The organism is Polyangium sp. y55x31, assembly GCF_029946505.1.
Taxonomy (GTDB): Bacteria; Myxococcota_A; Polyangia; order Polyangiales; family Polyangiaceae; genus Polyangium.
This window is the reverse complement of the sequence record NZ_JARZHG010000004.1, coordinates 38,637-52,600: the sequence shown is the minus strand read 5'-3', so window position 1 is coordinate 52,600 and position 13,964 is coordinate 38,637. Positions and strand designations below refer to the sequence as shown.

The following is a 13,964-nucleotide window of genomic DNA, read 5'->3' as shown; positions in this document are numbered from 1 at the left end:
TGTAGGAGGGCAACATGGTCCTCCGCGTTGGCTTGCTCGTCGGACGTGAGCGCTCCTTTCCCGATGCCCTGATCGCCGAGGTCGCGCGGCGCGACGCCGGTGTGGTCGCGAGTTACGCCGAGCTCGACATCACCTCGATCGATCGGCCGCCGCCGTACGACGTGCTCGTCGATCGCATCTCGCACGAGGTGACCTGTTACCAGCCCGTGCTCAAGCTCGCGGTGCTGAACGGCACGCGCGTGGTGAACAATCCGTTCTGGCGGATCGCCGACGACAAACTCTTCGGGACCGCGCTCGCCGCGAGGCTCGGCGTACGCGTGCCGAGGACAGTCGTGCTGCCGTCGAAGTCGTACGGCGAGGGCGTGTCGAGCCAGACGCTCTGCAACCTGCGTTTCCCGCTCGACTGGGAAGGCGCGGCGCGCGAGCTCGGCTTCCCGATGTTCATCAAGCCGCACTGGGGCGGAGGGTTTCGCGACGTCTACCGCGTGAGCTCGATGGAGGAGCTCTGGCGCGCGTACGACCGGACCGGGACGCTGACGATGATCGCGCAGGAGGCGATCCCGTGGTCGCAGTACGTGCGGTGCATCGTGATCGGCAAGGAGCACGTGCGGCCCGCGCTGTGGGATCCGCGGCTCGGGCACTTCGACAGGTACGTGCGGGCGACCGAGACGATGCCAGAGCTCGAACCGGCGCTGCTCGCGCGCTGCGTGGAGGACGCTCGTTCGCTCTGTCGCGCGCTCGGTTACGACATGAACACGGTCGAGCTCGCGATCCGCGACGGCGTGCCGTACGCGATCGACTTCATGAACTCGGCGCCCGACTTCGACATCACGTCGCTCGGGCCCGAGCACTTCCCGTGGGTGGTGGAGAAGATGGCCGACCTCGTGATCAAGCTGGCCCACGAGGGACCGCCGAAGCCGGCCATGAGCTTCAAGGACGTGATGCGCTGATCACTCGGCGTCGGCGAGCGCTTCGTGCGCGTCGGCCTTCATCGTGGTCGGCTTGCGCGTGCCGGGCGGCGGCGCGAGGCGCTTGCGCTTGATCATCTCGACGAGCGTCGTGCGGTTCAGGCCGAGCAAGCGCGAGGCGCGGTTCTTGTTCCAGCCCGTGCGCTCGAGCGCCTGGAGGATCATGCGCGTCTCGAACTCCTCGACCGCGGCGCGCAGATCGAGGCCCTGCACGGGGAGCGCGCCGAGCAGGAGCGGCGAGCCGAGCGGCTTCGATCCGCGGATCTCCTCGGGCAGATCCGCGACGGTGACGTACGGGCCCTCGGCGAACGCCATCGCCCGATCGATCGCGTGTTCGAGGCCACGCACGTGGTCGGTGAAGTCGTGCTCTCCGAGCCGCTCCATGGCCTCGGGCGACAGGCCGCGCAGATCGCTGCGACGCGAGCGCGTCGCGTGGAGCTCGAAGAAGTGCTGGATGAGCTGCGGGACGTCCTCGGCGCGCTCGCGCAGGGTCGGCAGCTCGACGGTGCTCGCCGTGAAGAGCGCGCAGAGCGCGGCAGGACACGTGCTCGGATCGAGGGGCTTCGTGGAGGTGGCGACGAGGCGCGTTTCGCCGCGGTTCGAGAGCGCGACGAGGTCATCGGCGAGCTCGGGGGAGAGACGATCGATGTCGACGAGGACGAGCGTGCCGCCGCGAGCGCTCTCCATGGCCGTGCGGAGCGCGGCGGCGTCGATGGGCGCGGCTTCGTCGGAGAGAACGACGAGCGGGCCCTGGCCCGTCGTCTCGTGCAGGACCCGGGCGAAGAAGCGCTTGCCCGTGCCGGGCTCGCCCGCGAAGAGCACGGGTGCGCGGGTCGAGAGGCTGCCGATGACGCGGACGACCTCCTCGATCGCCGCGCTTTGCCCGACGACGCGCGATCCCATGAAGGCCAGCGCCTGGCGCACGGCGCGGGTCTGCGAAGAGGGCTGAGTTTCGTGGCTGAGCTGGTCCTGGGTGGCCGTCGACATGTCAGGAACTCCCCGATGCTGAAGTCAGGTCCGGAATGGACATCAGCAAGGGATATGCCAGCCAAGGAATTGGCGGAGTTTCGCAGGTTTCCGTCAGACGGGGGGTCGCGGGAGACCCAGGGCCGAATTGGTAAGTTGGCGAAACGACGTGTGTGTCGTTCCTGGGGCGGGCGTGAAGGAGGGTCGTGGTGGACCCACGGGGGTCAACGTCGACCCACCTTACGATTTCGCCGCACGAGGGCCACGACGCCGGCGAGGGCGGTGAGCGCGAGGCCGGTCGGAGCAGGCGTGGGCGCATCGCTCCCCGCGGCGCGGCAAGCGCACCCGCTCTCCTGCGAGATGTCCTGCGACGGCGCCACGGGGCCACCGAAGCCCACGCCCTTGAGGATGATCTCCTGCACCGGGTCGTTCGGATCGTTCGAGGCGATGAAGAGCGTCGCCTCGAAGGGGCCGTTTTTCCGGGGCATGAAGCGCACGGCCGTGTCGGCCGTGACGCCGGGCTCGATGTCGAGGCTCGGATCCCACGCAGGGAAGAGCTCCGCGTTGCTCGACACGATCGTCACCTTCGCGCGCGCCTCGCCCGCATTCCACAGGCTGAAGCTCTCGAGGCTCTTCTGACCGACCTCGACCTCGCCGAAATCGATCTCGCTCTTCGGCAGCACGAGGTCGGGCAAGGGGACGTGCACGCGTTGCTTGGGGAACGACCACGTCGTCTGCGTGATCGGGAACGTGATCGGGATGTCGGCGATGTCGAACGCGAAGTTCTGGCCGAGGATCTCGACCCACATGCCGGGGATCAAGTGGATGATGCCGTCGTAGTCGATGTTCCCTTCGGGATGCACGTCGAGGTCGATCGAGGGGCCGTTCAAGTACTCGGCCTTCGTCTCGCCGTCCGGCTCGGTGATGTCGCCGCCTTTGACGCCCTTGCCCTCGGCGCTCTCCACGACGATGCGCTCGGTCGTGTACGTCGCGGCGAGCTCCATCTGCACGTCGACCTTGAGGCCGCCGTCCACGAAGACGCTGGGGATGCTGATGATGTCGCTGAGGCCGACCTCGATGATCGTCTGCGGCTGCGTCTTGCTGGCGAGCGTGGCGCCGGGGTTCCATCCCCACGCGTCGAAGCCCTGTTCGCCCTCGACCTGGAAATCGATCTGCGGGATGTACGGGATGTCGCCGACCCAGTCGTACGGGATGCCGGCGATCTTCACGTGAAGCTGCGCCTGCGCGCCGAGCTCGACGCCGTAGTGATACGAGAGCAAACCGCCGTCAGGGTCGCCCGGCGCGCGGAGCAGGAGCGCCTCGGGCCAGCTCGTCTCGAGCGCACCTTTGAGCGTGACGCGCGTGGTCGCATAAACGCCGGCCCAGAGGTGGACCTGCAAGGGCGAGTTTGCCGGGACCCACCCCGTGTCGAAGCTCCATTCGATCGGGAGCGTGTCGCTGTGCGAGAACGCGATCGGGGCGGTCTTGCACCAGTCGGGATCGACGTCGCAATCGACGGCGACGACCTCGGCGCGCGCAGCGCTCGGAAAAAGCGCGACCCCGAGGGCGACGGCGAAGGCCGAAAGGAAACATTTCTTCCCAAGAAAGCGCGTCTTCATGATCGCGGCGCATTATCGCCGCGATGCCGAGCGAAAGCCATCCGCGATACGCGGCCCGCGTGTCTACCGCGCGCCCGCCATCGCGCCGACGGCGATCGCCACCGCCGCGAGCAAGACCGCCACGAGGATCCACGGCCATCGCACGGGCTGTCCCGGGCGCTCCGCGGCGGCCTTCGTCGTCGATGCAGGCTTCGGCTCGAGCGCGACGGCCTTCGCGACGGCCGTGCGGAGCTCGAGCTCGGTGTCGCCCGTGGCGATCGCGTCGGCGTCGTCCACGGCGGCAGGCGCGATGACGTGGTGTTCGTCGCGCGCGGCGGAGAGGGCCTCGGCAAAGGCGCGCGCGGTCTCGTACCGCTCGTCGGGGTTTTTGGCGAGGGCGCGATGGACGACGGCTTCGAGCGCGGGCGGGATGTCGCGATCGGGGCTCGAAGCGCGCGGCGAGGGCACGGGCTCGGTGAGGTGCGCGGTCATGGCCGCGATGGGCGTCTTGCCCGTGTACGGCGCGCGGCCCGTGAGCATCTCGAAGAGCAGGACGCCGGCCGCGTAGATGTCGCAGCGATGATCGAGCTCGTCGCCGCGGACCTGCTCGGGCGACATGTATTCGGGCGTGCCGAGGATCATGTTGCGCTCGGTGAGCGAGGTGCCCGAGGGATCCCGGTGCAAGGCCTTGCCGAGGCCGAAGTCGACGACCCAGACCATGGGCACGCGGCCGGTGCCGAGCTCGCCCTGGATGATCACGTTGCCGGGCTTGAGGTCGCGGTGCACGAAGCCACCCGCGTGCGCGGCGCCGAGCGCGGCGCAGATCTGGAGCGTGATCTCCACGGCCTCCTCGATCGTGAACCTGTGCTTGCGCAAGACCGCTTCGAGCGAGAGGCCTTCGACGTACTCGAGCACGAGCACGGGCAGGCCGTCGTCCTCGGTGACGTCGAGCAGGCGCACGATGTGGTTGCCTTCGAGCTGCTTCAGGATCGAGGCCTCGCGCGTGAAGCGGCGCGAGAAGAGCGGATCGAAGCAGAGGCTCCGGTGGATGACCTTCAGCGCGACCTGCGCGCCCGTCTCGCCGTCCGTGGCGACGTAGACGATGCCGCTGGCGCCTTCGCCGACGACGGTCCCGACGGTGTACCGCGAGGCGACGAGGCGGCCCGGCGCGAGGTACTCGGCGTCGGAGGAGATCGGGGCGCGCGTCTCGCCTTGTTCCACGCCTACCGACCTCCGACGGGCGAGCGGCGCGGTGAGGAGGGGGCCGCGGATGCGGATGCAGGGACGGACGGGATCACGGCGGCAGGCGGAGCCGCGGCGCCGAGCGTGCTCGCGTTCGTGCAGGCACGCACGATCTTCGGCGAGAGCTCGATCGGGTCGAGGACGAGCGAGGGATCGGCCTCGCGCCAGGCGAGGCAGGCCGTCTCGGCGAGGCCTTGGGCGTCGAGCGCGACGTAGGCCTCGACGAGGCGCTGCTGGATCTGGGCGAGCTGCGTGCGCGAGAGGTCGCCGGAGCCGAGCAGACGGTTGCCACGCGTGACGGCGTCGACGTAGCGGCCGTTTCGGACATCGGCGGCGAGCTGCGGCAGCTCGACCTCGGCGCGCCGCTGCGCTTCCCGCGCCTGGCCTGCGCCTTCCGAGCGGACGAGCGCGCCCGCGCTCGCGGCGAGGGCCTTTCCTTCGGCCGTGAGCTCGAGCTCGGTGAGCGGCACGAGCACCACGTCGCCGCGCTGCAGCGACTCGCCGCCGAGGCGGTTGTACCGATCGAGCATCCACGCCTTGTCGCGCTGGCCGAGGAAGCGGTAGGCGACGGTCAGCGTCGAGTCGCCCGGGCCGGCGACGTAGCGCAGGTTGTAGGGGACGCGGATCTCCTGGCCTTCGGTGGGCTGGATCCAGGGCTTCGCTTCGTTGGCGAAGGCGAGGACGTCGCTGCGCTCGGGGTGGCCGAGCAGCGTGTCGGCGAGCGAGGTCCAGGTCTCGCCGGCGGTGACGCGGTGATGCCCGACCGACGGGATCTCCAGGCGCATGCCGGGCACGATCGACAGGCCCCGGCCCGCGTCGAGGGAGTTCGCCGCGACGAGGATCTGCTCCATCTCGACGCGGCCGTACACGCGCTCGGCGATCTGGGCGAGCGTCTCGCCGGAGCGGACGACGTGCGGGAATGCGTCGGCGGGTCTCGCAGGGGCGAGCGTGAGGGCGAGCGTGGTCGCCACGCACGCGAGCGTGATCCCCCACGGCCCGTGCCGGCGACCGAGACCTTGGCGAAGCACGCGCCGAGCGTACCAGACGGACGCTGGGGGTGGCGAACGGTTACACGAACGTTTACGCGAGGAGCTGTTCCAGGAGCGAGAAGCTCTCCGCCTCTTCCGGGTCCACGTTCCCGTCGGCCTTGATGATCCGGCGTGCGGCGTCGAGCACCATCTTCCGGTGCGCGGCCGGGATCGCGGCCGGGTCGACCTCCTCGGCGCGCGGCGGCACCTTCAGCCAACCGTCGACCTGCTTCGCCTCGTCTGGGTCGAGCTCGAACTCCTTGACCATCTTGTGGACGAGGGCGCGCTCCTTGGGCTTGACCTCGAGGTCCGCCCACGCGAACGAGCACACGAAACGCATCACCTGAAGACGATCCTCGCGGCTCAGGTTCTTCAACATGACGGTACTCTATCAGACCTGGTCAGGACCGTGGGGGAACGTCTGCGGCTCGGTGTGAGGGAGCGGCGAGCGCTCCGGACGGCCTCCACGCGAGGGCCGCGAGCAAGCAGAGGACCGGCGTGATCACCACGTGATAGCGGTCTTCGCCGAAGAACACCGCGTGCGTGAGCGCCACGGTGGCGACGGCAAAGACGAGGTAGCCGATGGCCGCGTTGCGGGCCGGCGCGCCCGGGAGCGGCAAGGCGCCGAAGAGCACGATCAGCACGGCGAGCGGCCAGAACGGGTGAGCGTCCGAGAGGATGCCGTGGAGCACGACGCCGACGACGGCGAGGAGCGCGGCGATCTGCGTGAGGCGCGCGCGCAGCGGCAGACGCCCGAGCGGAGAGGCGACGAGGCCGAGCGCGGCGAACGCGAGCAGCGCGACGTGGACGGCGGTGAGCACGGCGCGGCCCGTGGCTTTGCGCGGCTCGGGCCAGGCCGCGGGGTTCGCCTCGCCGAGGTAGCCCATCGGGAACGACTCGTGATCGAAGGTGTGGCCGAGCTTCTTCGGGACGAGCGAGAGCCACCGGATCGGGTCGTTCGCGATCCAGCGCAGGCCCTCGTCGCGCCAGCATTGATCCTGCTGGACCTGGCCCGTGACGACCTTGCAGCCGTCGCTCGCGCGCAGCGTCTCGAAGCGGCCCGTGGCGCGCGGGGAAGCGCCGATCGCGAGGTTCCACCCGGCGTTCGTCGAGACGAAGGCGCAACCGTCCATCACGCGGCAGTTGCGCGCGGTCCAGGGAACGACGACGAGCACGGCGGTCGTGAGCGCGATCCCAGCCGTGAGGACGCCCTTCTTCAGCCTCGTACGGAGCGTGCCGTCGCCCAGGGTGAACAAGCCGAGCGCCGGCGCGCAGAGCAGGCTCTGCGGCCGGACGAGCGTGGTCAGGCCGAGCGTGAGGCCCGCGAGCAGCGCGCCGCGTATCGGCTTGGTCTTCGCGTCCCGCGCGACGAGCCATCCGGCCGCGACGAGGCCGAGCGCGGCGAGCGGCTCGGTCATCACGAGCGCGGCGTACACGATCAGGCCCGGATCGAGCGCGCAGAAGAGGCCCGCGGCGCGCGCGCGGTTCTTCGTGGTCGCGTATCGCGCGAGCCTGTGCACGAGCACCGCGACGAGCGCGCCCGTGACGGCGTTGACCACGGGCGCGGTCGCGGGACCTGCGCCGAAGAGGCGGTAGAAGATCGCGAGGAAGCCGCTGTAGCCGACGGGGTAGTGGCACCAGGGGTGCCAGACGCGCGCTCCGCCGATGACGACGTCGTCGGAGTAGCCGAAGCCCTCGGCGATGCGGCGCGCGCCGAAGTCGTAATAGTGCCCGTCCCACACGGGCTCGCGGGCCCAGGCGATGGCGACGTAGAGGCGCGGAAGGAGCGCCAGCACGAAGAGGGCGGCCGAGAAGAGCCGATCCCGTCCTTCGTCCGAAGGCTTATCCACTGCCCCTCGCGCGCCCGAGGGAGAGATCCCGCAGCCTTCGCGTGTACGTCTTCGCCACCTGCGCCGGGTCGAGCTTCAGGTGCTTGGCGACCTGCTGGACGAAGCCCTGCACGTACACGAGCGCGGGCAGGTCCCCGAACGACTCGTTCTCGATCGCGTTGAGGTGCGCGATGTTGATCTTCGTGCGCTGCGCGATCTCGGCGATCTCGATCCCCTGCGACTCGCGCACCTTGCGCAAGAGCGCGCCCGTGAACTGGGTCTCGGCGTTGATCTCGCGCGCGAGCTCGGCCTGCAGCATCGCGAGCTCGGCCATCTGCGCGGCGTTGCTGCTGCGCTGCGGCACGACCGTGGCGGGCGTGTCGTCCGGGAACGTGGAGAGGTCGTAGGCGCGGCGGCGCACCGGATCGAGCAGGGTGTCGTGGGCTTCTTCGATGCGCGCTTGCACCTTCTGCAAGACCTCGGGTGCGACGACGGAGCAAAGCGGCAGGCTGCCCTCGCGGAAGATCTCCCGCTGGCGCTTCACGGCGCGGCGGATCTCGTCGTCGGCCGCGGTGCGCGGGACGCCGAGGACCTCGTAGAGCGTGGCGGGCAGGGCGCCGGCGCGCGCGTGGGCGGCGGGCGCGCGTGGAGGGAGCGAGCCGCCGCGGGTGCTCTGCGCGGCGAGCAGCGCGAGGATGCGGCGCGCGACGCGCTCGATGTTGCGCGCGCTCTTCGAGGTGGGGCTGTCGATGAGGAGCGGCTGCCTGCGCCGCACCGTGAGCCACACGGCGTCGTCGTGCTCGATGTGGCCGAGGTAGTCGAGCGAGATGCCGAGGAAGCGCTCGGCGATGACGGACATGCTCATGCCGAGGTCGAGGTCCGAGCGCAGGCGCGTCTGACCGACGACGAGCTGCGCGGCGATGCGGGTCATCTCCTCGGCCGCGACCTTGGCCACGCCGTCGTCGTAGCGCTTGATCTCGGCGACGATCGTGGGCGGCGGGGCGAGCGGCGGCAGCGCCGCGATCACGCGCTCGACGAGGCGCAGCTTGAAGCGCTCCTTCGTGAGCGCGCGCCGGAGCACGCGCAGGTAGAGCGCGCGGCAGAAGCGGTAGGTCGTCTCGATCGCGAGCGGCTCGGGCGCCGTCACGCAGATGCCCACGTCAGCCTGGAGGAAGAGATCCAGCGTGGAGGCCGTCGTCGAGGCGCCGAGGTTCAGGAGGACGTAGTCGACGTCGAGCTTCTCGATCTGCCGCGCCCAGTGTGATCCGCGGTTCGGGCGGATCGGCGTCGCGGTCATCGGATCGTAGGCCGTGGGCAGGAGGCGCAGGCCCGGGACGATCGTGCTCACGGGCTTGGCTTTGCCTTCTTCGAGGGCCTCGCTCGTCACGAGCGGCGGCGTCTCCAGGCCGAGCACGCCGTGCAGGTTCGAGCCGAACGGATCGGTGTCGCAGACGACGACCTCGCGGCCGAGCTGAGCGAAGTAGACGCCGAGGTTCACGGTGAGCAGCGTCTTGCCGACGCCGCCGCGCCCGCCTCCCACGGCGATCACCCGCCGCGTGCGGGCGCCCGAGGGCGACTCGATCATGGGCGGCGGCGGGATCGTTGGGGTCAGCCGCTCGCTATCGTCATCTCCGGGCACGGGCACGCCCGGACGTGTACCACAGGATCTGCTTCGTCAGCCCAGGACGCGCCCGTCTCGACACCCGGACCCAACCGGGCTAACCGCAGGCGCATGGCCAAAGTCCGCCCCTTCCGCGCCTTCCGCCCCCCGCCCTCCTTGGCCCCCGAGGTCGCGAGCCCGCCGTACGACGTCATCTCCACGGCCGAGGCCCGCAAGCTCGCCGAGGGCAACGCGGCGAGCTTCCTGCACGTCTCGCGGCCCGAGATCGACCTCCCCGAGGGCACGGACGAGCACGACGACGCGGTCTACGCCATGGGCGCGAAGAACCTGGCGAAGCTCATCGCCGAGGGCGCGCTGACGCAGGACCCCGAGCCGCACCTCTACCTCTACGCGCAGACCATGGGCGACCACCGGCAGATCGGCGTCGTCGGCTGCGCGGCCGTCTCCGAGTACCTCGCCGACACGATCAAGAAGCACGAGAAAACCCGGGCCGACAAGGAAGACGACCGCACGCGCCACATCGACGAGCTCGCCGCGCACGACGAGCCCGTCTTCCTCACGTATCGCAAGGACCCGACGATCGACGCGCTCGTCCGGGCCTCGACCGAGGCGCCGCCGATCTACGACTTCACCACGAAGGACGGCGTCGGCCATCGCTTCTGGGTGCTCGGCCGCGACGCCACGCGCGCGCTCGAAGATCGCTTCGAGGAGGTCGCGTGTCTCTACGTGGCCGACGGCCACCACCGCAGCGCCGCGGCGGCGCGCGTCCACCAGATCTACCGCGGCGACGGCCGCGAGCACGACGTCTTCCTCGCGGTCGTCTTCCCCCACGACCAGATGAAGATCATGCCGTACAACCGCGTCGTGCGGGACCTCGAAGGCCGCTCGCCCGAGGCGATCCTCGAGCGCCTCGCCTCCGTGATGCAGGTCGAGCCGCGCCCCGACGGCCTCGCCGCGACCCCGCCCGAGCCGCGCACCTTCGGCGCGTACCTCGCGGGCAAGTGGTACCTCCTGCGCGCCCCGCAGGATCCTGCGCGGGCCGAGGACCCGGTCGCCTCGCTCGACTGCTCGATCGCGCAGGACCTGATCCTCGGCCCGATCTTCGGCGTGAAGGACCCGCGCCGGGACAAGCACGTCGACTTCGTGGGCGGCATCCGCGGCTACGGCGAGCTCGAACGGCGCGTCGACGCGGGCGACTTCACCTTGGGCCTGCACCTCTATCCGACGCAGATCGAGCAGCTCTTCGCGGTGAGCGACGCGGGCCTGCTCATGCCGCCGAAGAGCACGTGGTTCGAGCCGAAGCTCCGGAGCGGGCTGTTCGTGCACACGTTCTGATGCGCCCGGCCGCTTGCCGAGCGGCCTTCCACGTGGAAACGAGTCGCTGACCCCACCGATGCCCCTCTCTCGCCGCCAAGCCCTCGCCGCCGGTCTCGCCCTCTTCACGCTCGGCGGCGGCGGCTACATCTTCTGGTCGGCGTCTCGTTTCCCGCCGGACACCACGCCCGAGGGCGCCTACCTGCGCATCGCCTTCAACCTCTCGCAAGGCGACGCCCGCACCTGCTTCCATTACCTCGAAGATTCGGCGCAGCACGCCGCCTACAGCATTCGCGATTATCGCAAGAAGGCGAGCGAGCGTATCACGCAGGCCTACCCCGAGCCCGAGCGCACGCGGCTGCTCGACGCGTACCGGACGCACGCGACGGCCGAGGACGGGGCGGACGTGTGGGTGGATCTCGCGACGAAAAAGGGATTCGTGACGCGGCTCCGGCGGGATTTGTCCGGAATGGCGAAGGTCGAAATCGTGGGCGAGCGGGCGACCGTGGAGACGGCGCGCGGGACGCGGTATGGGTTCCGGAAGCGCGAGAATGGGATCTGGGGGCTCACGTTGTTCACGGCGGACCTCGTGGCCGAATCGGAGCGGGCGGCGCGTGATTGGGATATCGTCGAACGCGCGGCCAAGGATTACGAGCGGGGGCGGTAGGAGCGATTTCGATGGCGGACGAAGATCTCCAAGAACGGCTCGACGCGCTCACGGTCTCCGAGATGCGCCGTCGTGTCGACCTCGTGGTGGCATTCCTTCGCGAGCAACGCCGCGCCCTCGCCGTGGAGGTGGGAATGACGCTCGAAGACGCCCCCGGCCCGAGGCCCGTGCTCGATCACGAGCAGGGCCAGCGCCACCTGCAGGAGCTGATGGCGATGCTCCCGCTGCTCCGGAGGCGGCTCACGCCCGAGGAGCGCGCGCGAATGAAGCCCATGACCGAAGCGCGTGCGGAGCAGATGAAGGAAGTCTTGGACGAGCTCGCCTCGCAGCCGGAGCAGTTCGATTCCCTCATGGAGGAGGGAGGACTCGACGTCCGGCACGCCGATATCGTGCGAATGCGCGAGGGCCTCGAAAAGATGGAGATGCTCAAGGACGTGGAGCGCGAGATCCGGCTCCTCGTGGAGGAGCTCACTGCGTATCGGGAGCGCCTGGAGGCGAGCGTGGTCGAGATGATGGAGAAGGCAGGCCGGCCGATCGGCCAGGGCTGACCGGACCGCCACCGTAGGCCACGACACGCTCTTCTTGCCTTGTTGTGGTATCCCATGATACCGTCCAGGCCATTCTCCATGGCCCTCAAACACCTCCAAACCGAAGAACTGCTCCAGGTCTCCTCCACCTGGACCGACCCCGCATCCTCTGGGTCCGTGGGGTCGCGTTGGGGAGGAGGGCCAAGACAGCCGAATGTGCGCAGCGCCGGCTCGGCGGCGCGTTCGCTCTCTCCGAGATGCGCTTATTCGTAGTCGTCCATGCTGTCGCGCTCAAAGTCGCCGTTGTTTCGCGAAGTGTTGAGCCAAGCCCACGTCTGTTTGTTTAGACGTCCTGCGTATTCAGGGCGAATTTGCACTACCAAGACGAGGTCTGCTGCCGCAATGTGCTGCTTGAGCGCCCGATACAATTGTTTTGCAGACATGGCGGTGTCGACAACCCAGACATTCGTCATTGCTTTCCAATAGTAACTAGAATTGTCTCGGATGGCTTTGACGAAATCCGGCATCACCCGTACTGGCCTGCGTTCAAGCGTGACGAGATAGATCACGACTCGGGCTCCTCTTGTTCCTCGCCCGGTGGTTCCTCTTGGAGTTCTTTTTTGACTTTGTTTTTCTCGTTGGCCTTGTTCTTCTTGCTCTGCGCCGGTGTAGACTTGTTCGTACTCGCAGTCTTCGACGCTGGCGCCTGCTTACTCCCCACGTTTGGTTGATCTTGCGCAGGCTTCGCTGTTCCCTGTGGTTCTCCCTGAACCATGAGTTGAGCGTGTACTTCAGACGCAAACTCGGTGGGGCTGTACAGATACGATGGGTGACGTCTTGCTAGGAAGACCACAAGGCCTGCACCACCAAGCAGGCCGACTGCGACTGCACCCAAGACCAAACAACGCAGCGCCGTGACTCCCCAGGAGGGGGGTTCGCTGCTGTGTCTATCGATGTAAGCAGCTGCCGTAGCAGCGAGCGCAGCGATAGTCGTCAGTCCAATATAAAGGCGCCCAATGAGGAGGAGTGGTCCTCCGCGCGTCGCTCGGCCCGTGCTGTCGGCTTGTTTGGACGATTCCGGTACCAAAGCACCAGCCAGATCCTTCGCCAACTCCACGACTTGTTTTGCAACACCAAGGGAGTCTTCGCTCATGCCTGGTTGCCTCTACAGCAAGCCCTACTCAGTAGGCCCCGACCTGTCGTTGCAGCAAGCCACGTCCCCCTCGCCCCTGTCAAGCTTCCCGTAGGCCACGCAACGAACTCTTGCCTTCCTACGGTGTTCCATGATACCATCTCGGCCATTCTCCATGGCCCTCAAACACCTCCAAACCGAAGAAATGCTCCAGGTCTCCGCCACCTGGACCGACCCCCAATCCCCCGTCCGCGCCGCCATTCTCGGAAACCCCGATCTCTCCGCCAAGCTCCCCCGTATCGACGAGATCCATTCCATTCTTGCCGTCGCGGCGCAGCCCTCCAAGAATCCGCGGCTCGACGAGATCAGCGCCGAGGAGGCCAGGATCGACGTCCGGCACGATTCGATCATCCGCGGCGTCTTCGGGTTCCTCACCTCCACGGCCGAGCTCCTCGGCGGCGACGCCGGGGCTGATCTCATCCAGCTCCGCGACCTCCTCATTCCCGACGGCCTCCCCAGCCTGCAAAAGACCTATCGCGCCCAGGCCGGTCAGGCCCAGCAGCTCGCCGAGCGCCTCACGCCCGCGATCAAGGCGCGCACGAATTCCATTTTCATCGGCCAGGGGGCCGCGCAGAAGTCCCTCACGGAGTACCTCGAAGAGTGGATCGCCCTCGGCAAACAGCTCGGCGAGCGCGAGGACGAAAAGGGCCGCCTCCTCGCCGAGCAATCCGAGCTCGCCTCCGGGACGGCGCTCGTCAAGGCGCGCAATCGGTGGATTCGCGTCGTCAATGCCCTCATCGCCGACGGCGAGCTCGCCGAGCTCGCGCCCGCCACCGAGGCGCTCGTCTTTGGGCCGCTCCGTGACGCCGAGAAGAAGGCCGACGCCCGCGCGAGGAGCGCCCCCGCCGCCAACACCCCCGAAAAGGCCTAGTCGAACCACTTCGCACCGCCGCCGACCCGGCTCTCAGGTGGTTCGAAACCACTTCGCACCGCCGTCGACCCGGCTTCCAGGTGGTTCGAAACCTCGTCGCACCGCCGCCGACCTGGCTCGCCGCTGGTTCGAAACCACCTG

At 68.7% G+C, this 13,964-nt stretch carries 14 protein-coding genes; 5 read left to right on the top strand and 9 right to left on the bottom strand.

The genetic code is table 11. The annotated features are described in order from the left end of the window. The first annotated feature begins 14 nt into the window (after positions 1–14). Entirely contained in the window at positions 15–950 is a 936-nt protein-coding gene (locus QHF84_RS09210) for a hypothetical protein (RefSeq protein WP_281312836.1), read from the top strand. Here the strand turns inward: QHF84_RS09210 and QHF84_RS09205 are convergent, their stop codons facing one another. From QHF84_RS09205 to QHF84_RS09175, 7 genes are all read right to left on the bottom strand, one after another. Next, complete coding sequence (locus QHF84_RS09205) at positions 951–1,955, bottom strand: helix-turn-helix domain-containing protein (protein WP_281312835.1); 1,005 nt, start codon at positions 1,953–1,955, stop codon at positions 951–953. A gap of 203 nt (positions 1,956–2,158) precedes the next feature. Further along, positions 2,159–3,553, bottom strand: a complete 1,395-nt coding sequence (locus QHF84_RS09200) for a DUF1573 domain-containing protein (protein ID WP_281312834.1) — start codon at positions 3,551–3,553, stop codon at positions 2,159–2,161. A gap of 63 nt (positions 3,554–3,616) precedes the next feature. Continuing rightward, a complete protein-coding gene (locus QHF84_RS09195) occupies positions 3,617–4,753 on the bottom strand; it encodes a serine/threonine-protein kinase (RefSeq protein ID WP_281312833.1) in 1,137 nt (378 codons plus the stop codon). 2 nt (positions 4,754–4,755) lie between these two features. After that, entirely contained in the window at positions 4,756–5,802 is a 1,047-nt protein-coding gene (locus QHF84_RS09190; RefSeq protein ID WP_281312832.1) for a LysM domain-containing protein, read from the bottom strand. A 52-nt stretch (positions 5,803–5,854) separates the two neighbouring features. After that, positions 5,855–6,181 (bottom strand): TerB family tellurite resistance protein, encoded by a 327-nt coding sequence (locus tag QHF84_RS09185; protein ID WP_281312831.1) that lies wholly within the window; start codon positions 6,179–6,181, stop codon positions 5,855–5,857. 22 nt (positions 6,182–6,203) lie between these two features. Continuing rightward, entirely contained in the window at positions 6,204–7,652 is a 1,449-nt protein-coding gene (locus QHF84_RS09180; RefSeq protein WP_281312830.1) for a glycosyltransferase family 39 protein, read from the bottom strand. Further along, on the bottom strand, positions 7,645–9,216 hold the full coding sequence (locus tag QHF84_RS09175; RefSeq protein ID WP_281312829.1) for a helix-turn-helix domain-containing protein: 1,572 nt from the start codon (positions 9,214–9,216) through the stop codon (positions 7,645–7,647). The genes QHF84_RS09180 and QHF84_RS09175 overlap by 8 nt, the downstream gene beginning before the upstream one ends. Positions 9,217–9,363: 147 nt before the next feature. On the opposite strand from QHF84_RS09175, the gene QHF84_RS09170 reads away from it, so the two are divergent. Genes QHF84_RS09170 through QHF84_RS09160 form a run of 3 tightly spaced genes read left to right on the top strand, consistent with a single transcriptional unit; the run spans position 9,364 to position 11,781 of the window. Next, positions 9,364–10,587: a DUF1015 family protein gene (locus tag QHF84_RS09170; RefSeq protein WP_281312828.1), complete on the top strand. Its 1,224-nt coding sequence runs from the start codon at positions 9,364–9,366 to the stop codon at positions 10,585–10,587. A gap of 58 nt (positions 10,588–10,645) precedes the next feature. Further along, entirely contained in the window at positions 10,646–11,233 is a 588-nt protein-coding gene (locus QHF84_RS09165) for a hypothetical protein (protein ID WP_281312827.1), read from the top strand. An 11-nt stretch (positions 11,234–11,244) separates the two neighbouring features. Beyond that, a complete protein-coding gene (locus tag QHF84_RS09160) occupies positions 11,245–11,781 on the top strand; it encodes a hypothetical protein (RefSeq protein WP_281312826.1) in 537 nt (178 codons plus the stop codon). Between the two features lie 242 nt (positions 11,782–12,023). On the opposite strand, the gene QHF84_RS09155 is transcribed toward QHF84_RS09160, so the two are convergent. Both QHF84_RS09155 and QHF84_RS09150 read right to left on the bottom strand, forming a co-directional pair. Next, entirely contained in the window at positions 12,024–12,329 is a 306-nt protein-coding gene (locus QHF84_RS09155) for a hypothetical protein (RefSeq protein WP_281312825.1), read from the bottom strand. Further along, complete coding sequence (locus tag QHF84_RS09150) at positions 12,326–12,913, bottom strand: hypothetical protein (protein ID WP_281312824.1); 588 nt, start codon at positions 12,911–12,913, stop codon at positions 12,326–12,328. The genes QHF84_RS09155 and QHF84_RS09150 overlap by 4 nt, the downstream gene beginning before the upstream one ends. A 154-nt stretch (positions 12,914–13,067) precedes the next feature. Between QHF84_RS09150 and QHF84_RS09145 the strand changes: the two genes are divergently transcribed. Then, a complete protein-coding gene (locus QHF84_RS09145; RefSeq protein WP_281312823.1) occupies positions 13,068–13,823 on the top strand; it encodes a hypothetical protein in 756 nt (251 codons plus the stop codon). Positions 13,824–13,964: the final 141 nt, after the last annotated feature.